This window comes from Pseudomonas sp. JL3 (assembly GCF_031570575.1).
Taxonomy (GTDB): domain Bacteria; phylum Pseudomonadota; class Gammaproteobacteria; order Pseudomonadales; family Pseudomonadaceae; genus Aquipseudomonas; species Aquipseudomonas cucumis.
Genome location: NZ_JAKWJK010000001.1, coordinates 250000 through 270204 on the forward strand (window position 1 = coordinate 250000; position 20205 = coordinate 270204).

The window sequence follows — 20205 nt, forward strand, 5'->3', positions numbered from 1 at the left end:
GTCTTATTGATTGAGAGCACCCACCATATTTTTCTGGATCAGGCTCTGAAAAGGAGTTTTTGCATGTACAACCCGCAACTGCCAACGGACGGTAGCCATGCGCCAAAGGGCACCACTCTGGGCTCCCGCGCTTTCAATCAACCAGCCGAACGCCACGGCAATGAACGGATCAGGTTTCTGCTCAAGAGTTTTGGCCTGCGGACCAGTCTGATTCGCCTGAAAGTCATCGACGCCTTGCTGACCGCCGCCCAAAGCGACCGCAGCCTGGGAGTGCGTGGCGTGCACAGCCACTTGCTGGACCTGGACATTCCCCTGTCCTTTCTCAGCGTCCGGGAAGTGTTGAAACGCTTGTGCGGTGAAGGCGTGATCACCCTCAATCCGGACAAAAGCTACAGCCTGCATCCACAGGCTGCCGCCGTCCTTTATAGCGAGCAATCCGGCCAGGGAGCGTCGCTCAAGGCTTGACCTTGCGACGCATTACGCCATTGATCACCACCACGAGCACCGCCACGCCAATGGCGATGTACTGAAACAGCTGCTCTGTGATCATCCCTGCATTTTGCAGCCAGGAAAGGCCGAACATGATCCCCAATACCACCAGGGAAATCAGAATCGAGTATTTCAAACGTTGCGACTGGGTCATTGCGGGTTCCTGAACCAAAAAAATGTATCCGGTTTGTCTCCGATTGCATGCCAAGCCCCTACCGTTCTACCGGAATGAGGGGACGGAAACGGGGTCCTATGTTACAGCCGATGACGAGTTTTGACTTCATTGCGGCGATAATCGAGGATTTTGAAATGCTTCGTCGAATCACACTGCTGATTCCCTTGCTTGCTCTCCTGGCCCTGAGTGGTTGCGTCGTTTTCCCCCATGGCGGCTGGCATGGCGGCCACCATTATGACCGAGGAGGACCGGGCTACTATCAGCATCGATAACGTCAAATGGTATGTTGACTGATCCCGTACAAATGCCTGCTCTATAGCAGGCATTTTTTCTTATGGGTCATCCAAGGGCGTTTACAAGATCCCGATCTGTTCTAACCTGCCCCCCAATAGACACACAGCGAAAGATATTGAAATTTCCGGCGTTAAATAAGCGCATGAAATTCTGCATGGATTATAGATAGTCTTGTTCTGCTGCCTTATCAAACCTTCAGCACGAACAGGAACGTCATGCGCAAACCTTTAATAGATATAAGTCCACCTCTACTACTTGGGTTTTGCTTTGCAATTACTCTTTTTGAACTTCTGACTTATATGGCCAGCGATATGATTATGCCGGCCATGCTAACCGTAACCCATCAATTGAATGCCAGTCCGAGCCATGTTCCTTATGCCTTCAATCTTTATTTGACAGGCGGCATTCTTGTGCAATGGCTTATTGGCCCGCTGTCTGATCACTTCGGTCGTCGCAAGATGCTGCTCATGGGTTGTGCAGTATTTGCCATTGCCTGCGCCGCGACGTTCGGCGTCCAGAGTATTTCCGCATTCAACGGCTTGCGGTTGATGCAAGGCATGGGATTGGGATTTGTCATTGCCGTCAGTTATCCCGCCCTTCAAGAGGTTTTCTGCGAAGCCGATGCGGTAAAGATCATGGCATTGCTGGGGAACGTTGCACTGCTCTCCCCGCTGCTCGGTCCACTGCTCGGCAGTCTGGTGCTGGAGTGGCTCTCCTGGCGTGAACTGTTTTTACTCTTGGGTATCAGCGGCGCAACGGTCTGGCTGGGCCTTTACTGGTACATGCCGGAAACTGTGGGCACCTTGCGTCAGGACGGTCAACGACTGGCTGCAGTGCCCTTTGAATGGGGCGGCACGGTGCGCCGCTACACCGCTTTACTCACCAACAGGCAATTTTTGCGCGCAACCGTCGCCTTGGGACTGATGAGCCTGCCATTGATTGCCTGGATCGGGCTGGCGCCACTCTTGCTGATCCAGAACCAGGGACTTGCCCCTTTGCACTACGGCCTGTGGCAGATCCCGGTATTTGCGGCAGTCATTCTGGGCAATCTGATACTCAACCGATTGATCGCCAACACTGAACTGCCCCAGCTGATTCGATATGCGCTCTGGCCGTTTTGCGGTGGACTCATCGCATTAGCCGTTATCACTGTTACCGGTGCTTCGACGCTTCTGTTGGTCAGTTGCCTGTCGCTCTACGCCATCGGTCTTGGCATGAGCAACGCCGCTCTGTACCGGCTTGCGCTGTTTTCCAGCGATGACAGTAAAGGACTGGTTTCAGCGGCGATCGGCATGATTTCCATTGCTGTCATGGGTGGAGGGAGTTCGATTATCGCTGCGCTGGGCGCCGGCGACAGCCTTGAGGACTTCGCCCTGATGGCCGGCCTGATGGGGCTCTTGTGCCTGGTGCCCTTGAGACAGTTTCTGCGCCGCTCTCACATCCCACTTGCGATTTGACACCTGACAATAGGTCTTTTTGATGATCCATTTACCTTACTCCGATGCGCTTTGTGCGTTAACGCAACCCTATTGCCTGGATTCCGTGCCGGATGGCCTGTTCGACCGGGCCATGGGCGAAATCAGTCTGTTTCATTGTCATCACACGCCTGGATACGAACGCTGGCTGAACGCTAACGATCTTGATGCCAACGCCCTGGAAACGATGGATGACTGGTCACGGCTGCCACCGATTTTCGCCAATTACTTTAAACGTCAATTGGTGTTCGGTCCCACAGGCGAAGGCGCGCTGGAGTTGACCTCCTCGGGCACCAGCGGCCAGAAGAGTCGCATGCGCTACGACCAGCGCAGCATGGCCGCGGCACAAGGCATGGTGAGCCATATTTTCCAGTACTACGGCTGGGATACCCCGGACAGCCCCTGCAATTACCTGCTCTTGAGCTATGAGCCCGAGGCGGCGATCACCCTGGGGACTGCTTTCACCGATCAGTTTCTTTGCAGCTATGCCCCCGTCAATCGTGTTGTTTACGGCTTGCGCCTCACCGGCAAAGGCCACGCGTTCGACCTTTTTGGTGTGATTAGGGCCTTGCAGGAGTTTGCCGAGGAAGGACTGCCCGTTCGTATTCTCGGTTTTCCGGCGTTCCTTTCCCATGCACTGCAGCACATGGACGACACCGGCGTGGCCGATTTGCAGTTGCCTGCCCAGTCATTGGTGTTTTTGGGGGGCGGCTGGAAAACCCAGGCAACACAGGAGGTTCCCCTGCATCAGTTGTATGCCCGAATCAATCGGCAATTGGGTATCGACCTGTCCCGCTGCCGGGACGGTTATGGCGCCGTAGAGCATGCCGTGCCCTATATCCAGTGTGCCCACCATCATTTTCATGTACCGATCTACTCGAAGGTTTTTGTGCGCAACCCATCCGATTTCACTGTTCAGCCCTACGGCCAGCGCGGCTTGCTGGAATTTGTTTCGCCGTACATTTCGTCGAGCCCTGCCCATGCCGTGGTCATGGGCGATCTGGCAACACTGCATCCCGGCGCCAGTTGCGGATGCGGCCTGATGACTGATTGGTTCGAGCTCCATGGACGTGCCGGAACCTCCGCCAGTCGCAGCTGCGCCATGGCCGCCTCTGAACTGCTCGGGAGGGCTTGATATGTACCTGATCAATGGCCAACGCCGTGACGACCTTACTCTGGAAGGCGCACTCGATCTGCTTCGAAAACAATTACCCCGATTGCTGGCGGCCCCGATCGACAGCGACATCGTTATCGACTCTGCCGCTCGATTTGCCGCGCAGTTGCAGGCTCGCAGCCTGGACCTGCCTCTCGATGACGATCACTGTCAGGGGCTGATCGACTTTTGCCAGCGCAGCAACCTGGACACAAAACTTGAGCGAGAGCTGGGTCTGCAACCACGTTCGCTGCGGCGTATCGACTACCGACACCCCTATTTCGAAAGCTGGCATCCGTTGGGGCTGGTAGTGCATATCACCCCGGGCAACGCGCCGTTGCTGGCGTTCTGCGCGATACTCGAAAGCCTGCTGGCGGGCAATATCAACTGGTTGCGCCCCAGTGCCAGCGATGAAGGTTTGACTGCTCGGTTGCTGGCCGCCCTGGTGCAATGCGACACCAGCGGCAGACTGGCCGAATTCGTAGCCGTTCTGCCGGTCGACACTTCACAGATCGCTCAACTCTGCGCCACGGCGGACGGCGTATCGGCCTGGGGTGGTGAAACAGCGCTCAAGGCGATCCGTCAACAGATCCCCGCGGGATGCCGCTGGATCGATTGGGGGCACAAAATCAGCTTCGCCTATCTGTCACCTGAAGTGGCGAGCCCTTCAACCCTCGATGCGTTGGTAGATGAAATCTGTCGACTGGATCAACGGGCATGCTCCAGCCCTCAATGGGTGCTGGTAGACAGCAATGATCCGACAGTCTTGCGAGGCCTGGGGGAGCGTCTTGCCGAAGCGTTCAGCCGTCGTGCCGGCCACTGGCCGGCGCTGCTGCCGACAGATCAGGAAGCATCGGAAATCACCACCCATACAGCCATGGCGCGACTGGATCAATGCTTTACCAATCAGACCGGCCAGGTGTGGCGCGGCTCCGGATGGCGTGTCATCTGGGAGCATCATCAGACGCTCGCGCCATCGCCGCTGTTTCGTACCGTGCTGCTCAAGCCAGTGCCACAGCCTATGCTCGCCGATACACTGTTGCCCTGGCGAACGGTCCTGCAAAGCTGCGCACTGATAGCCGCTGCGGCGCAAACGCCCGGGCTTGTTCGGACATTGGTCAATGCCGGCGTCACTCGTATTACACCTTGCGAGACGATTCATGATGGCTACGCCGGTGAGCCTCACGATGGCGTTTACGCGCTGTCGCGTCTGAGTCGCCGTCTCTCTGTGAGCCTGGCCGCCGATGTCTCGACTGGCCGCGCCACGCTCGACCCGCTGCCGCCAGCCCCTGAAACAGCCCATGTCCCGATCATGGACAAAGACACCTTCATGGCTCAGCCGATCAACCCCACAGCGCAGCTGTATTTTCGCTCCGGTGGTAGCACCGGGACTCCGGCCCTGGCCGGTTTCAGCTATCGAGACTTTCAACGACAAATGCGCGCCGCGGCAGATGGCATGTTCTGCCTCGGGCTGGATCCCTCCCAAGACCGGGTAATGAACCTGTTCTATGGCGGCAATCTGTACGGTGGTTTTTTCAGTTTTTCAAATGTCCTTGAACAGATGGGAGTCACACACTTGCCCATGGGGGCTCCCCAGGACGATGACTTCAGTGAAATCGCCCGAATGATCGTGGAGCAGCGTGTCACCGTGCTGATCGGCATGCCCAGTACGCTGCATCGCCTGTTTTTCAAAGAGCAGGCCCGACTTCGCGACTATGCCGGTATCGCCAAAGTGTTCCTTGGCGGTGAGCATCCGGGTGAGGCCAGTCGGCGCCTGATGGAAAGTTGCGCAGTATCGACGATTCGTTCTGCCCTCTATGGCTCCGTCGATGCCGGCCCTCTGGGTCATGCCTGCCGGGCGACGGGGGATGGCATTTTTCACTTGATGTGCGAAACCCAGCATCTGGAAATCGTTCAGCTCGACGAGGATGTGCCGGTACAAGCCAACGAGATCGGCCGTCTGCTGTTTACGTCCCGCGCCCGAGAAGGTCAGCGCGTGCACCGATATGACATCGGCGATACCGGTCGCTGGATACCCGGGGCCTGCCCTTGCGGACTGGAGACGCCGCGATTCGAACTGCTACAGCGGCACGGCAAACTGGTACGAATTGGCACGGAATTCATTTCCCCTTCGGCACTGGAACTGAGCGTGGGCGTCCCTATTCAAGTTGTTCTGGACCACGCCGCCAGCGGAGTCGAACGCATGCAAGTTCGAGTAGACGCCGATGTCGACTGGGTACGCCAAAAACTGCTGACCCATGAAACATTGGCCAATGCGGTGAGTGCTGCACTTTTAATTGTGGAGGTGACCCTGTGCGCCGAACAGGCCTTCACCCGAAACAGACACAGCGGCAAAACCCCGTTAATTATCGATCAAAGAAAATAAAAGCAGACACTTCAATGATGCTGCTTTCTGATAAAAAAGCCTAACAAGAAAGAGAACCCCGTGAGCCCAACTTATTCGCTTGAACAATTAGTACCTTATATAAGACGACACTCAAGTTTTTACGGCAAACATCTGGCCCATTTGCCATCGAAGGGTATTATTTTAAAAGATATACCGTTAACGGACGTGGCCAACTATTGGGTCGGCAGCAACGACTTGAGCCATTGGCCGGTCTTGACAGGTAATGTCGATGACGCACTGGTATTTAAAACAGGAGGCTCGACCAGTCAGGGCAAACTTGCGGTGTACACCTGCGAGGAATGGCATGCATTGGTCAGTACGTTCGGAGCCAGCATCTCCTCTCAACTGAACAACAGCGACCGGGTGGCCAATCTGTTCTTTTCAGGGGATCTCTACGCCAGTTTTCTGTTCATCCACGACTCTTTGGCCCACGTTGGACAATCCATCTGTGAATTTCCGTTTACCGGACAAGTCGAGCTGGACGTCTTGGCGGATGCCATTGCGCAACATCGGATCAACGTCCTGGCCGGAGTACCGGCGCAACTGCTGCGATTCGCCGCCTATCTGGCGCAATATCGGCGAGTGTTGTGTGGGGTCGAGACAATATTGTATGGCGGCGAAAGCCTGTTTGCCCCGCAATTGGCCATCCTCGCAGACGTGTTCCCCAACGCTCGGATTGCCTCAATCGGCTACGCCAGCGTAGACGCCGGGCTCATAGGTGCCAGCAATCGCGACTGTGCATTGGGCGAACATCGGGTGTTCGAACAACAAACCTTGCTGGAGATCATCGATGAAAATACCGGTGAAGTGATTGAAGAATGCGATCGCACCGGGCTGCTGGTATTGACCAACCTGACACGCCGGCTCATGCCGCTGCTGCGTTACCCGGTAGGCGACCGTGCTTGTTGGCGTGAACCGGCTGCAACCCCAATGCGTAAATTCGCCCTCAAGGGGCGCAGCGCCCACAGTCAACGAATACGCGTCGGTGTGCTGTCGCTGTTTATCGAAGAAATACACAAGATTGTTTTGCATGCAGCACGCAGTGAGCAATGGCAATTGCTGATCGAACAGGTCGGACACAAGGATCTGTTGAGCGTGATGTGGGTACCCGAATCTCAGTTACAAACCGTAGAGCCGGCGCGCCGCGCATTGCGTGAAGCGCTGCTTGCCCATTATCCCGCCCTTGACGACCTGAGCCGTGAGGGTCTGCTGGAATTGCGGGTGCTGACCTGCGCAACCACAGACCTCAAGCTTCACCCTCGTTCGGGCAAACAATTGCGTGTGCTGGATTTGCGCGTGTATGACGCTCCCGCGCTGGAGCCTGTGTGATGACTCGATTGATTTTCAGACCCTACTGCCCCGCCGATGCGGGTGGCGTAAGCAGATTGTTTCGCGAGGTCTATGGCGATCATTACGTTCAGCGGGATGTTTACCTGCCGAACATGATCAATCAGCATAACGCCGAGGGTCGCTGGCGATCGATGCTAGCGGTGGATGATGTGCGGGTTCTGGGGCACGCCGCGCTGTGCCGAACCCTGCATTCGAATACTGCGGAGCTGGCTCTGAGCGTGGTGCATCCCGCTGCACAGGGGCAAAGCATCGCGACCCGTCTGGGCCGGGAGTTACTGATGCAATCAGGCGCCCTGGGGCTCGAGAGCGTTTCGATCAAGCAAGTGACCCACCATCCCTACACACAACGCATGGCCGCAAAAGTCGGCTTCCACAGTACAGGCCTGCTGCCCGATTATGTTCCTTCGCCATTCGCCGACCCGCTACCGGAAACCATCGTGATGGGCTATCACATGATCGACGGACACAAGCGCCCGCTCCCCGATATCCCCTGGCCCGAAAGCTGCCGTACGTTGATGCGACACCTGTGCTCGGTATTTGGAACCTGCCAGGACAATACATCGCGCCCCGCGATGCCCTTGCAGATCAAGCAGCACCAGCATCGGCTCGACATTGTCATTTCATACTTGAACAAGGATTTGCTTGGGCAACTCTGGCAATTGCCCAGGCACTGGCTGATCTCGGTACGTCTCGAACTGTCCCGGCACTTCGCTTCCAACCTGCGCAATTTTTCAGCGTTAGGCTTCGCCTTCACGGGCCTGATGCCTACGCCAGGGGGCAATGGCTGGTTTGCATTGTTTCATCGAGGCGTGCAAATGCGATCCTTGAACCTGCTCTGTGCGCACATGCAACAGTTACATGACGACTTACAGCAGAACGCCGCCGCAATCAGCCCCCTTTGCCCAGACATGCCTGTCGGCACCCGCTCAGTTGCCTGAGTCTTGTCTGAAAAAACCATTAGCCGACTGCGCACAGAGTTCCACCATCCAGTCGACGAACACCCTTACTCGTCGGGACAATTGACGATGAGGAGGATAGAGGGCCGTCAACGGCATAGCCGGTGGCGGCATCTCTCGCAGGACCTCGACCAATCGCCCCTCTTTCAGCTGCAGGGCTACGTGATAATACGGAGTCTGAACCAAGCCATATCCCGCCTCGCAAGCCGCCAGATAACCATCGGCACTGTTGACCGAGACGTGCTTGGGCAAATCGATCAAGCGCACTTGGGCATCGGCTATGAATTCCAGTCCGTAGCGTTTACCGGTGCTATTGGAAAAATATTCCACCATCTGGTGACCCTCCAGATCCTCCAGGCATTGCGGAGTCCCGCGACGCTGCAAGTATTGCGGGCTGGCACACGTGACCTGATCCAGCATGCACAGCGGTCGCGCCACCAGTGAATCGTCCAGGGGCGAGCCACCCCGCAATACGCAATCGACACCTTCGCGGATCAAATCCACAGGCCGGTCATTCAAACCGATTTCCAGTTCGATCAATGGGTACCGGGCTGTGAATTGCGGCAAGGCCGGAATCACGATCAAACGCCCCACTCCCGCTGGCATATCCACTCGCAGCAGACCTTTGGGGTTTTGGCGAGCAGCGGAAAACACGGCTTCGGTCTCATCCAGATCCGCCAGCAGCCGTACGCAACGCGGGTAATAGGCGGCGCCATCGAGCGTCAAGCTGATCTGCCGGGTGGTGCGTTGCAGCAGCTGCACGCCCAGATGTGCCTCAAGTTGCTTGATCAGAATCGTCACCGAAGCCCGGGGTAATTGCAGGCTGTCCGCCGCTTTGGCAAAGCCGCCCAGTTCGACGATTCGGGTGAACACGCGCATGGCGTTGAAACGGTCCATTGCTTTGGCTTACCGGCTGATTATTTAGAAATTACGAACAGTGATAGCAGTTTTAGCCGGTTTATCTTGTTTCTGTCGAGGTCAACAATGGGATTCAATTCACAGGGAGATGACTTCATGCAAACACGTCAACTGGGCAAAAACGGTCCACAGGTGAGCGCGATCGGTCTGGGCTGCATGGGCATGACCGATTTCTACACCACGGGCGTGGACACCCGCGAAGCCACGGCCACTTTGCATCGAGCACTGGAACTGGGAATCAACCTGCTCGACACGGCAGATATGTATGGCCCGCATACCAATGAAGAGCTGATCGGCAAGGCCATTGTCGGCAAGCGTGAGCAGGTGTTTCTGGCCAGCAAGTTCGGCATTGTCCGCGATCCATCCAACGCCGGCGCACGGGGTGTCAACGGTCGACCGGAATATATTCGCAATGCAATCGACGGCACCCTCAAGCGCCTGGGCGTAGAAACCCTGGACTTGTATTACCAGCACCGCATTGATCCGCAGGTGGCCATCGAGGAAACCGTCGGCGCCATGGCAGAACTGGTGAAGGCCGGCAAGGTGCGTTACCTGGGATTAAGTGAGGCATCGGCCGCCACGCTGGAGCGAGCGAATAAGGTTCATCCGATCAGTGCACTGCAAAGTGAGTATTCGCTGTGGAGTCGCGATCAAGAGGAGAACGGTTGCCTGGCCGCGTGCCAACGCCTGGGCGTTGCTTTTGTGCCTTACAGTCCGTTGGGCCGGGGCTTTTTGACCGGTGCGCTGAGAAGTCCGGATGACTTCGCAGCCGATGACTACCGTCGCTTCAGTCCACGTTTTCAAGGAGAAAACTTCGCAAAAAACCTGTTGCTGGTGCAGCAGGTGCAGGCTCTGGCCGCCGACAAGGGTGTGACGGCAGGCCAACTGGCGTTGGCATGGGTCCTGGCTCAAGGGGATTACCTGATCCCGATACCAGGCACCAAACAGCGCAAGTATCTGGAAGAAAATGTGGCGGCTCTGGACGTGAAGCTGAGCCGCGAAGAATTGCAGGCCCTGGAAGCGATATTCCCGGCCAATGCCACGGCAGGTCTGCGTTATCCGGAAGAAATCATGAAGTTGCTTGATCGGTAGCAGGTACCCGGCCCGTTCGAGCGTTCGAGCGGGCCAGCGCTGTCAAACATCACGCCTTGGACTTGACACCCTTGTCGGTCGGGGTCGTACCGTTGCCCTTGCCGTAAGTTTGCAAGTTCTGCAGTACGTAGATCGCCGTCTTGTATTCCGGAATCAGGCCAGCGGCGTACTTGTCACCCTTGATACTGTTGTTCTGAATGGTGTCCAGTTGCGTGGCGAAATACTCCAGTGCATTGAACTTCGCATCCGGGTCTTTCTGTACGCCAAATCGGTCAAACTTGTCTCCGGCATTAAGCAAGGTCATCGAAGTAATATCGGAAATCAGGCCTTTGCTTCTCAAGAAGGCACTGAGATTGCCCAGTTGCTTGGCGGAGACATTTTCCGGATCGAAGCCCTTGATGTTCCGGTGAAGTTTCTGCTCATCCATCTTCGCCGTATTGAGGGCATTGGGATTGTTCCCCACCAGTGCCAGCATCTGCTTGACCCGGGCGCTATGGGAAACAGGCTTGCTGCTGCCAGTGTCCTTGACCAACAAACCTGCTTTGCTTGTCCAGGCACCTGTATAGCCGATTGTCATGGCCGGGCTCCCGACTGAGTAACCGGATGCCGATCAACTAAAACACACAGACGTCCTTGTGAGGCGACCATAGAAGTACCTTGTTTAACCGAGTTAAGTGCGGGGAGTATCGATGCGCGCCCTCACGTCACCAACAAATATTTCCGTTTTTTACAATTCTTGTACATTTACGATACATACATAAAATCGCCCAGTTTCATTGGCCTACATGAACCTTTCGATATTGGCGCGGATAACTAATCAGGCTTTTATGTACGCCTTGGTTAGTTTGTTTGTATCAATGCGAACACGTTTCGCCTCATATCGCACATCACCTCGAAAAATCTTGTACGATCGTACCTAAAGCTCGACCTTCAGAAGCCGATATCCCTTCGACGCCCCGATTTTCAAACCCATATCCAATAATAAAAACGCTGCACAAGGACCGGTCCCATGCCCGCATTTCGTACCATTCAGGCTCGCTACACGCTGTTTCTGGTCCTGTTCATCCTGCTGTTATCCATCCTGACCGTGGTTGGCATCAGCCAACTGGTCGCGCCAAAACTGCGCCACACCGAAGAACAGGTGGCCCTCAATCGCATCGCCGAAGTGGCCGAACAGATCCAGGGCGAACTGAACAAGGTGCAAGCTCAGCAGCGCAGCATCACCCAGACCATTCCCCTGCTCGACAGCGCCGCCATCGACACGGTCCTGCCGGGCCTGGTTGATCAGTACGGTGAATTGAAAGTCTTCGGTGGCGGGATCTGGCCGTTGCCCGGTCAGCGCGAAGCCGGGCGCAACAAGTTCAGCACCTTCTGGCATCGCGATACTTCGGGGAAACTGGCGGTCAATACGTTCTGGAACAGCGACGCCGCGCCCAACTATTACGACCAGACCTGGTACAAGGGCGGCATGCAGACTCCGCGCGGCCAATGCGCCTGGGCCGCTGCCTATAAAGATGATGCCAGTGCCGAACCGCGCACCAACTGCGCCATGGCTATTCAGAAAAATGGCGCGGCGTACGGTGTCTCGACCATCGACGTCACGCTGGGTTTCTTCAACGACCTGGTGGCGCGCAAGGAAAAAGACTTGGGTGCAGAAATGCTGATCGTCGAGGCCGACGGCAAGATCATCAGCAACAGCTCGCGGATCAGCGGGCCGATCGTATTGAAAAACATCGCTGAACTGACCGGACAGTCGCCATTTGCCGCTCAGGTCAAGGCCGGACTGGCACAGCGGGACCAACCGCTGCAACGGGTCGAGTTCGATAACAAGGGTGAAGCCAGTACCTTCTTCATGCGTCCGATTGAAGGTACACCGTGGCTCCTCGCCACTGCCCTGCCGACCAAACTGATCACTGCCCAGCGTGACGATGTGCTCAACACGTTGAGCCTGTTGCAGATTCCGATGGTGATTCTGCTGGTGTTGCTGCAGGTCTACGCCATCCGCCAACTGATCCAGCGCATGAAAGCGTTGAAAGCCAACATCGACGCCTTGTCCACGGGCGATGCCGACCTTACCAAGCGCATCACCATCCGCGCCGAAGACGAGCTAGGCGCCATCGGTCATTCGGTAAACGCCTTTATTGCCTATTTGCAGAACATGATTGGCGAAGTCACTCAGGCGACGGGGGCGATGGCGTCGAGCCTGGAGAACTTGCAACGGACTTCCGCTCACACCAGCCAGATTCTGGTGCGTCACGCTTCGGAAACCGATCAGACCGTCACCGCCATCACCGAGATGAGTTCGACTGCTGACAGCGTCGCGCAGAACGCCGCCGAAACCGCCGCTTTCACACAACGCGCCAACGAGCACGCGGATCGCTCCCGCGTGGTGGTCGGCGAAGCGTCGAGCAGTGTGGTGGCGTTGATCGGTGAAGTAGCCAGTGCCACCCATAAAGTCGAAAGCATGCAACAGGACGCCCAACGCATCACCGAAATTCTCGGGGTGATTGGCGCCATCGCCGGGCAAACCAACTTGCTGGCGCTCAACGCCGCGATCGAAGCGGCCCGGGCCGGTGAGCAAGGCCGTGGGTTCGCGGTGGTCGCCGATGAAGTCCGCGCCCTCGCTGCCCGCACCCAGGCTAGCACTTCGGAAATCAACGAAATGCTGACCCGCCTGACCCAAGGCGTGAGTTCGTCGGTCAGCGCCATGGAAAACACCCAGGTCAGCTGTCAGTCGGCCGCCGATGCCACGGCGCGGGTCAACTCCGGCCTGGATGAAATGGCCGGCTCCGTCAGCCACATCAATAGCCTGAGCACCCAGATCGCCACCGCCGCCGAGCAGCAAAGCGCAGTGACCGAAGAGATCAATCGCAGCATGGTGCAGATTCGCCACATGGTCGACGAACTGGTGAAAAGCGGCCAGGCCAGTGAACTCAACACTCTGCAACTGCTGGATGCCAACAGCCGGGTGAGCGCGATCATGGGGCGTTTCAGGGTTCGTTGACTTGCAACACGCAGGGATAGCTCCCTGCGGCGAGGGGCATGCCGCCTCGCCACAATGTTACCTGTATTACTTCGAAACAATCCCCCTGCCTCTTTGTGGGATAAGATGGTAATACATACTTTTGGCCACAACCCGAGACGAGACTTCCATGCGAACTCATCTGCGCCTGATCGCTCTAAGCGCCCTCTTTATCTCTTCCCTGGTCCAGGCCGCTGATCTGATCCCCATCGAAGTTCACCGCGACGCCAATTGCGGCTGCTGCAAAAAATGGGTCAGCCATCTGGAAGCCAACGGTTTCAAAGTTGAAGACCACGTCGAAGCCGACATGAGCCAATTCAAGCAACAACACGGCGTGCCACCTCGCCTTGCGTCCTGCCACACTGCCTTGATCAACGGTAAATTCGTCGAAGGCCACGTGCCGGCCGATCAAGTACTGGCTTTGAGTAAGCGGGACGACCTGTTGGGGGTTGCTGCTCCCGGCATGCCCATGGGCTCGCCCGGCATGGAAATGGACGGCATGAGTGATGCCTATCAGGTGATCGGACTGAAAAAAGACGGTACTGACGTGGTGGTGGCGGACTACCCCGCCCATTGATGTTCGGCGCATCGATCGGGTTGGGTGGAGATGATGGCCTGAGACTCTCGGCATGAACACAGAGGGGCCTATTCGCATCCTGCCCGAGGCTGAGCCTCGGACATGCGGAATACCGTACGTATTACAAGAATGGTAGCGTTCTACAGAGGCTCTGCTGTCTGAATAAGCGAGTTCAACACCAGCTTTATTTCAGAGGCCGGATCTTTATGTCCTTGCAATATCAAACCTTCCGACAAAGCGGTGAAGGTTCTTGCAAGAGCGGCATACGCCAAAGGAGGCTTCTTGCCTGCATGATTGAATATGATGGTAATCAGCTTGCCCAAGGCTTCACTATTCTCCTGATGCAGATCGTAGTAATGCTTTGAGAACTCTTCATCGCGCAAGGCGATCAGTTGCAGTTCAGCATCAAGAATTGCACAACTGGTATTATTTTTAAGTGTGTCAATATAAGCATTCAATCCATGGGTCAGCTGTTCAGATGAATACCCCGAACTCAGGGTAACGCTCAATCGATCTATTTCAACTCTCTTGAACCGCTGAGTCAATTGCAAAAGCAAGTCTGACTTACTTGTAAAGTTTGAAAAGAACGCGCCCTTCGAAAAGCCGGCATCCTCGGAAATAGCGTTGACGCTGGCCGCGTGAAAGCCTTTTCTCACCATAAGGTCAGTGGCGGTGTCGAATAATTTATCTCTTGTTACTTGCTGACTTTCTTCTCGACCCAATCTCTTTTTAATCACGCTTTCGGCTCCTTTTAGCCAAACCAAAAAATCTATCTGTAACTGGATGCAACAGATTTGCTACTCCCTGCGCAAAACCTGTTTTAACTATCATATCTTATACTAGGCTTTCTTAATAACTTTACAGTTAAACTTTTAAGGAGTGCCATGTAAATGCCATGTATTGGGGCAAGCGACGAAGGATCCAAAAGGACTGCCCCGATGATTTTTCGTTGGCATTGCAAGCGTTTACAACTCATAAAGAGGCCGGTATCCAGCCTGATGCGTGCCTTCCCTGCCACGGCTGTCTTGTGACGCCCCAAGGAGGCAGACGATAGGTACAACGCGCTAAACCGCTGGTTTTCGAGTTTTAGGCCGGGCTCGAGGACGTCGACCTTGCGGCGGCAACGAAATACCACTTGATTTTCAGATACCAAATGGTTTTTACTTGCCACCGTTGATGTAGCCAGCGCCTGATCTCGCATCGAACCCGGTGACATCAATCTCAATGCAGTAGCAGGTTACTCACAGGAGCTGGATTTTAATGGAATATGCCTTTGTTACAGGCGCTACAGGCCTGCTCGGTAATAATGTGGTTCATGCGCTTTTAAAGCGGAATATCAAAGTAAAAGCGCTGGTCCGTTCCGTCGAAAAAGCCAAGAAGCAGTTCGGCAATCTTCCTGTCGAATTTGTCGAAGGCGACATGCTCAATGTCGATGCCTTCAGCCATGCCTTGCAAGGCTGTGATGCCTTGTTTCATACGGCCGCCTATTTCCGTGATAGTTACAAAGGCGGAAAGCACTGGCAGAAACTTTATGACACTAATGTGATCGGGACCGAGCGACTATTCCAAGCCGCTTATGCGGCTGGCATTCGTCGCGCAGTCCATACTTCATCCATTGCCGTTTTGAAGGGCAATAGAGATCAAGTAATCGATGAAACAATGTCTCGCAATGAATCGGAGGCTGACGACTATTATTTGAGCAAAATAATGTCTGAACAAAAAGTTCAGGAATTTCTGTTGCAGCACCCGGATATGTTCATCGCCATGGTATTGCCGGGCTGGATGTTTGGCCCAGGGGATATCGGTCCCACCTCATCAGGACAGTTCCTGCTCGACTTTGTCGGAAAGAAATTACCCGGCATACTGCCTGGAAGTTTTTCCGTTGTAGACGCCAGGGATGTAGCGGAACATCAACTCGCGGCCATCACACGCGGCAGGTCCGGAGAACGTTATCTGGCAGCCGGCAATCATATGGACATGAGCAGTATTTTCCAGGCACTTTCCAGTGTCAGTGGTGTGAAAGCACCGGAGCGCAAAGTACCGCTATTCATGCTGCGTATCATTGCCTTGATATATGAAGCCTATTATCGCATCACGAAAAAACCGGTGCTCATCAGTACCTCCACTGTCAAACTCATGGAGCAAGAGCAAGGGCGCACCCATTTCAGCCACAACAAAAGCCTAAAGGAATTGGAGTGCAAGTTCCGCCCCGTGGCGGAAACATTGACCGACACCTTGGATTGGTATCGGAAAAATAATTATATTGATGCTTAATTGAAACATTTTATATATAGCCTGCCTCTGTAGTACTTTTTTGTCTAACCATAAATTCAAGGATTGAGAGAGGTTGGTAAATGAAAAGCCTTTCATCTAAAGAAGGTTTTCTGCATCGGTTCGTCGGTTTTTCAAAGTCTTTCCCTGATCACATTGCTATCAGGAATCTGGACGCGGAAGAAGAAACTGTCACTTACCGAGAGTTGCGAATAAAAGCTGAAGAGTGCAACGGTGCCCTCAAAGCATTGAATGTATTGCCGGGAGACAAAGTAGCGCTTGTTTTACCTAATGGGGTGGAGTTCATCGCCTACTATCTGGCGATCATCGGGCGCGGTGCGGTTCCGGTCATTCTCAACTACAAGCTGACGCCTTTCGAAATGAACAGCGTCATCAGCATCGCCAGACCGACGCTGGTAGTGACCACCGAATCGCTATTCGAGCAGCATCGCGAGACATTTCAGCTTGCCTACGGCATTCAGCACTCCTTGGTGTTGAACGCCGCAAGCGAGCCGTCATCGCCCCTGCCCGACAATGCAACGGCGGACTCTCGGCTGCCGAGACAGCCCGAGCCCTTGTTATTGCCCGAGGGCAATCCGATTGTCTCGGTACAGTTCACCTATCGGGGCATCGGCAAACCGCTGGCCGTTTCTCACCGCTACCTTGACCTGACGCAATCGAGCGATGGGCTGCATGAGCAGTTTCATCTTCAAGGCGTGGGGTCCGTTCACCTGGTGACGCTGCCGCTGTATGCCATCTTCGGCCTGTCCGTAATGATGGTTTTCCCATTGAGCGTAGGCGCCACCCTGTTAATGACCAATACCCTGCTCAATAGGGATCTGGCAGAAGTTTTGTCACAACATAAGGTCACCTTTGCCTGCCTGGTGCCGGACGTCATTCGCTACTTCAATACGCGACTGGCCAAACGCAAGGGCGCGCTTTTGCCGATGCACCCTCAGCTGATGATTTATTCGGGTGGCAGCCATCTACCAGCAGATGAAGCCGAGAAACTAGGTCGGCTGCTGGGATGCAATCCGGTGCTGCAAGGCTATGGATTGACCGAGAGCATGCCGGTGATTGTCCAGAGCTCGATTGGCAAGGTCCATCGCGGCGCCATGGGCCAACCGATTAGGGGCGTAGAACTGCGGGTCGTTGATGCCGAGGGGCGGGATGTCGCACCTGGACGCATCGGCGAACTGCTGATACGCGGCTCGATGGTGATTGACGGCTATAACGATGCAGAGGACGCCAACGCCCGATTCTTCCGTGATGGCTGGCTGCATACGGGTGATCTGGTCTGGCGGGACGACGATGGGCATGTGTTCTTCTATTGCCAACGACTGCGAATCTCGAAGATCAAAGCGCAAATGGTCGACCTGACGGAAATCGAATCCATTGCGTTGAAGCATCCGGACGTGGTGCGCGCGAAAGCTTACATCGTCCCGGACAACAAGGAGGTCAACGTACTGCACCTGTGCGTTGAAGGAAGCGCTGACCTGACCCAAAGCACTATCTCTACCCTGCTTTCGCGCTACCTCTCGGGCTTCAAGTTGCCCAAAACCATCGAGATCATCTCTCTCAAGGAAGAGATTCATGCAAGTTAATGCCACTCAACCGGTACTGGCCGTTTTCGACTTTGACGGCACATTGACCGACCGACACACGTTCTGGCGCTACATGCGTTTTATCGTGGGCACCCGATCGTTCTGGCTCAGGATCATTCCCCTGCTGCCCAAAATGCTTAGTGTGATCCTTGGCATCACGCCGTTGATGCAAGCCCGACTGGCGTTCATCGCCTGTTATCTGGGCGGTCTGTCAGTTGAGCAAGAGCGCGAACATGCCAAGTACTTCATTACCGAGCAGCTACCACTCTGGCTCAGGCCCGAAGCCCTGCGCCGGCTGCAATGGCATCAATCCATGGGGCATGTCACTGCGCTGGTCAGCAACTCGCCGGAGAACTACCTGATTCCCTGGGGCCAGGCAGCGGGTTTTGACTATGTCTGCGGCACCCGCCTGGCGACTGCAAAGAACAAACTGACGGGCGGGATATCCGGGACCAACTGTGTTGAGAGAGAAAAAGTCACACGGCTTAAAAGCTGCCTGAGCAATCTTGATGACTTTTACATTTATGCCTACGGAGATTCATCGGGTGACGATGCTCTTCTCGGTATTGCCAACTCTCCCTTCTACAGAAACTGGTACTGACAGATGAACACGCTGAGCACTTTGGCCCCCAAGCACTTCAGGCAACCCGGTAACACCCCGACAGTAATGATCGTAGGTGCCGGCCCTATTGGCCTGTCCCTGGCAATCATGCTGAAAAAGTGGGGCGTCTCTTTTCGCATTATTGAAAAGAATGCCGGTCCCTCGACCGCTACCAAAGCGATGGCCATCCATTCCAGAACCCTGGAAATTTTTCGGGATCTGGGTGTTGCCGATCAGGCCATCAGCGACGGGTTCACCATCAACCAGTTTTCGGTGCAGTCGAACGCCAAACGGGTGCTGAACTACAACTTCTCCTGCCTGGATGCCACTTATCCCCTGCTTCTCAGCCTGCCACAGCCGCAAACAGAGAAGATTCTGCTCGAGCGACTGAACACGTTGGGTGCAGATGTTGAGTGGAACACCGAACTGGTCGATATAGAAAACCAGCCGGGATCAGTGCGGATGACGCTTCATCATGCAGACGGCAGCGACGAATCCTTTTCCAGTCGCTGGGTGGTCGCGTGCGACGGTGCTCGTAGCAACATTAGAAAACGCCTTGATATGACCTTCGAAGGATCGTCCTACGACCGATTCTTCATGCTCGCCGATGCCGACATCGAGTGGTCTGGAAGCAAGGACGAAGGCGCTTTCTTCCTGGGTGCACAGGACGGTTATGTGGCGGTCGCGCCGATCAGCGACCAATCCCGTTATCGACTTTTCATCGAGATGCCCTACAACCTGCCACCTGAAGGTGAGCGCCCTTCCTTGAGCCTGGAGAACTTTCAGCGGTTGTGCGAAGGACGTGGGCAAAAGATGACGCTGTCCAATATTTCATCGACGACCATCGCCTCTTTTCAACATCGCCGCGTGCAGACGCTGCAACAGGGCTCTGTGTTTCTGGTGGGCGACTCGGCGCATATCGGCAGCCCGATCGGTGGCCAATGGATGAACCTGGGGGTTTCCGAGGCCTATAACCTGGCGTGGAAAATGGCCTATGTCGATCAGGGCCTGGCGGATCAATCATTGCTGGAGAGCTACAACGAAGAGCGCTATCCGGTTGCCCTGGAAGTCGAAAACACGGCACACCGACTGACCGGCCTGATTACGGTGAAGCACCGCGCCCTCGTTTGGCTGCGCGACAATGTGCTGCCACTGCTGAGCAACCGGCGCAAGGTTCAGCGCAAACTGCCCTCGATGATTTCCGGTCATCAGTACCACTACGGAAAAAGTGATTACATTCAAGAATCGCTGACGAAAAAGCAGCGCAAGAATTGGAACAAAAAAGGCAAAAAAACCGAATTTCAATCCTCTGTGCCTCGCGCAGGTCAACTGGCTCCCGATGTCGAGTTGTGGCAACTGCAAGGTATGCCGTCAAAACGCTTGATCGACTTGTTCCACGGAACGTTCACGTTGTTGATTTTCAGCGCAGCCGATCAGTTTTCTCCTTTGTTACCGGGCTATTACTCGTTGGCCGAGTCGGTGGAGAAGGACTACCCGGGCATCAAGGCTTATTGCGTTATTGATGCACTCAATAGCGCCGGGCTGCCTTCCTGGCACTCGACGTTGCTGGACCCCGATTGGCGGTTGCACAAGCGTTACCATGCCAAAGAGGGCACGTTGATGCTGATTCGTCCTGACGGCTACATCGCTTTTCAGGGGATCGATGCAATGACGCTCTTCACTTATCTGAACGTAAGATCCGGGCTGCTCAAGGGCGCCAGAAAAACAACATCTTTCGAGATCGACGCAGTGCAACTCCAACTTTAAGTCTCTATATGGCTACTGCCAGTTTGGTTCATTGATTCGCACAAGGCCCACCCC

The 20205-nt window shown here is 55.1% G+C and carries 18 protein-coding genes; 13 read left to right on the top strand and 5 right to left on the bottom strand.

From position 1 onward, the window contains the following. Window positions 1–63: 63 nt before the first annotated feature. Window positions 64–465 (top strand): fe2+ zn2+ uptake regulation protein, encoded by a 402-nt coding sequence (locus MMG91_RS01035; RefSeq protein ID WP_310658440.1) that lies wholly within the window; start codon window positions 64–66, stop codon window positions 463–465. On the opposite strand, the gene MMG91_RS01040 is transcribed toward MMG91_RS01035, so the two are convergent. After that, entirely contained in the window at window positions 455–643 is a 189-nt protein-coding gene (locus tag MMG91_RS01040; RefSeq protein ID WP_305421439.1) for a hypothetical protein, read from the bottom strand. The genes MMG91_RS01035 and MMG91_RS01040 overlap by 11 nt on opposite strands. Window positions 644–744: 101 nt before the next feature. Beyond that, entirely contained in the window at window positions 745–885 is a 141-nt protein-coding gene (locus MMG91_RS01045) for a hypothetical protein (protein WP_305449893.1), read from the bottom strand. A gap of 288 nt (window positions 886–1173) precedes the next feature. On the opposite strand from MMG91_RS01045, the gene MMG91_RS01050 reads away from it, so the two are divergent. From MMG91_RS01050 to MMG91_RS01070, 5 genes are all read left to right on the top strand, one after another. Continuing rightward, window positions 1174–2415, top strand: coding sequence for an MFS transporter (locus MMG91_RS01050; protein WP_305449592.1), 1242 nt, complete (start codon window positions 1174–1176; stop codon window positions 2413–2415). A 22-nt stretch (window positions 2416–2437) separates the two neighbouring features. Beyond that, window positions 2438–3568 (top strand): acyl-protein synthase, encoded by a 1131-nt coding sequence (locus tag MMG91_RS01055; protein WP_305449591.1) that lies wholly within the window; start codon window positions 2438–2440, stop codon window positions 3566–3568. Between the two features lies 1 nt (window position 3569). After that, entirely contained in the window at window positions 3570–5972 is a 2403-nt protein-coding gene (locus MMG91_RS01060) for an acyl-CoA reductase (protein ID WP_310658441.1), read from the top strand. Window positions 5973–6158: 186 nt separating this feature from the next. Next, window positions 6159–7322 carry an AMP-binding protein gene (locus MMG91_RS01065; protein ID WP_310658442.1) on the top strand — a complete coding sequence of 388 codons (1164 nt, stop codon included), beginning with the start codon at window positions 6159–6161 and terminating at the stop codon, window positions 7320–7322. Continuing rightward, window positions 7322–8281, top strand: coding sequence for a GNAT family N-acetyltransferase (locus MMG91_RS01070; protein ID WP_310658443.1), 960 nt, complete (start codon window positions 7322–7324; stop codon window positions 8279–8281). The genes MMG91_RS01065 and MMG91_RS01070 overlap by 1 nt, the downstream gene beginning before the upstream one ends. On the opposite strand, the gene MMG91_RS01075 is transcribed toward MMG91_RS01070, so the two are convergent. Next, complete coding sequence (locus tag MMG91_RS01075) at window positions 8270–9196, bottom strand: LysR family transcriptional regulator (RefSeq protein WP_310658444.1); 927 nt, start codon at window positions 9194–9196, stop codon at window positions 8270–8272. The two genes, MMG91_RS01070 and MMG91_RS01075, sit on opposite strands and share 12 nt — an antisense overlap. A 117-nt stretch (window positions 9197–9313) precedes the next feature. Between MMG91_RS01075 and MMG91_RS01080 the strand changes: the two genes are divergently transcribed. Further along, a complete protein-coding gene (locus MMG91_RS01080) occupies window positions 9314–10309 on the top strand; it encodes an aldo/keto reductase (RefSeq protein WP_305449586.1) in 996 nt (331 codons plus the stop codon). A 49-nt stretch (window positions 10310–10358) separates the two neighbouring features. Here MMG91_RS01080 and MMG91_RS01085 read toward each other — a convergent pair whose 3' ends face one another. Next, a complete protein-coding gene (locus MMG91_RS01085) occupies window positions 10359–10886 on the bottom strand; it encodes a hypothetical protein (RefSeq protein ID WP_310658445.1) in 528 nt (175 codons plus the stop codon). 432 nt (window positions 10887–11318) lie between these two features. Between MMG91_RS01085 and MMG91_RS01090 the strand changes: the two genes are divergently transcribed. Beyond that, entirely contained in the window at window positions 11319–13313 is a 1995-nt protein-coding gene (locus MMG91_RS01090; protein WP_310658446.1) for a methyl-accepting chemotaxis protein, read from the top strand. A gap of 148 nt (window positions 13314–13461) precedes the next feature. Next, on the top strand, window positions 13462–13908 hold the full coding sequence (locus MMG91_RS01095; RefSeq protein ID WP_310658447.1) for a DUF411 domain-containing protein: 447 nt from the start codon (window positions 13462–13464) through the stop codon (window positions 13906–13908). 140 nt (window positions 13909–14048) lie between these two features. On the opposite strand, the gene MMG91_RS01100 is transcribed toward MMG91_RS01095, so the two are convergent. Then, window positions 14049–14645 carry a TetR/AcrR family transcriptional regulator gene (locus MMG91_RS01100; protein WP_310658448.1) on the bottom strand — a complete coding sequence of 199 codons (597 nt, stop codon included), beginning with the start codon at window positions 14643–14645 and terminating at the stop codon, window positions 14049–14051. 523 nt (window positions 14646–15168) lie between these two features. Between MMG91_RS01100 and MMG91_RS01105 the strand changes: the two genes are divergently transcribed. The 4 genes from MMG91_RS01105 (at window position 15169) to MMG91_RS01120 (ending at window position 20151) form a co-directional block, all read left to right on the top strand. Continuing rightward, window positions 15169–16182 carry an SDR family oxidoreductase gene (locus MMG91_RS01105; protein ID WP_310658449.1) on the top strand — a complete coding sequence of 338 codons (1014 nt, stop codon included), beginning with the start codon at window positions 15169–15171 and terminating at the stop codon, window positions 16180–16182. Between the two features lie 80 nt (window positions 16183–16262). Continuing rightward, entirely contained in the window at window positions 16263–17783 is a 1521-nt protein-coding gene (locus tag MMG91_RS01110; RefSeq protein WP_310658450.1) for a class I adenylate-forming enzyme family protein, read from the top strand. Then, window positions 17773–18384 carry an HAD-IB family hydrolase gene (locus MMG91_RS01115; RefSeq protein WP_305449579.1) on the top strand — a complete coding sequence of 204 codons (612 nt, stop codon included), beginning with the start codon at window positions 17773–17775 and terminating at the stop codon, window positions 18382–18384. The genes MMG91_RS01110 and MMG91_RS01115 overlap by 11 nt, the downstream gene beginning before the upstream one ends. A 3-nt stretch (window positions 18385–18387) precedes the next feature. Further along, entirely contained in the window at window positions 18388–20151 is a 1764-nt protein-coding gene (locus MMG91_RS01120) for an FAD-dependent monooxygenase (RefSeq protein WP_310658451.1), read from the top strand. Window positions 20152–20205: the final 54 nt, after the last annotated feature.

Bases quoted from the DNA above. Each gene is read 5' to 3' on its own strand.
- MMG91_RS01035 (WP_310658440.1), top strand. From the start codon at position 64: ATGTACAACCCGCAACTGCCAACGGACGGTAGCCATGCGCCAAAGGGC.
- MMG91_RS01040 (WP_305421439.1), bottom strand. From the start codon at position 643: ATGACCCAGTCGCAACGTTTGAAATACTCGATTCTGATTTCCCTGGTG.
- MMG91_RS01045 (WP_305449893.1), bottom strand. From the start codon at position 885: ATGCCAGCCGCCATGGGGGAAAACGACGCAACCACTCAGGGCCAGGAG.
- MMG91_RS01050 (WP_305449592.1), top strand. From the start codon at position 1,174: ATGCGCAAACCTTTAATAGATATAAGTCCACCTCTACTACTTGGGTTT.
- MMG91_RS01055 (WP_305449591.1), top strand. From the start codon at position 2,438: ATGATCCATTTACCTTACTCCGATGCGCTTTGTGCGTTAACGCAACCC.
- MMG91_RS01060 (WP_310658441.1), top strand. From the start codon at position 3,570: ATGTACCTGATCAATGGCCAACGCCGTGACGACCTTACTCTGGAAGGC.
- MMG91_RS01070 (WP_310658443.1), top strand. From the start codon at position 7,322: ATGACTCGATTGATTTTCAGACCCTACTGCCCCGCCGATGCGGGTGGC.
- MMG91_RS01075 (WP_310658444.1), bottom strand. From the start codon at position 9,196: ATGGACCGTTTCAACGCCATGCGCGTGTTCACCCGAATCGTCGAACTG.
- MMG91_RS01080 (WP_305449586.1), top strand. From the start codon at position 9,314: ATGCAAACACGTCAACTGGGCAAAAACGGTCCACAGGTGAGCGCGATC.
- MMG91_RS01085 (WP_310658445.1), bottom strand. From the start codon at position 10,886: ATGACAATCGGCTATACAGGTGCCTGGACAAGCAAAGCAGGTTTGTTG.
- MMG91_RS01090 (WP_310658446.1), top strand. From the start codon at position 11,319: ATGCCCGCATTTCGTACCATTCAGGCTCGCTACACGCTGTTTCTGGTC.
- MMG91_RS01095 (WP_310658447.1), top strand. From the start codon at position 13,462: ATGCGAACTCATCTGCGCCTGATCGCTCTAAGCGCCCTCTTTATCTCT.
- MMG91_RS01105 (WP_310658449.1), top strand. From the start codon at position 15,169: ATGGAATATGCCTTTGTTACAGGCGCTACAGGCCTGCTCGGTAATAAT.
- MMG91_RS01110 (WP_310658450.1), top strand. From the start codon at position 16,263: ATGAAAAGCCTTTCATCTAAAGAAGGTTTTCTGCATCGGTTCGTCGGT.
- MMG91_RS01115 (WP_305449579.1), top strand. From the start codon at position 17,773: ATGCAAGTTAATGCCACTCAACCGGTACTGGCCGTTTTCGACTTTGAC.
- MMG91_RS01120 (WP_310658451.1), top strand. From the start codon at position 18,388: ATGAACACGCTGAGCACTTTGGCCCCCAAGCACTTCAGGCAACCCGGT.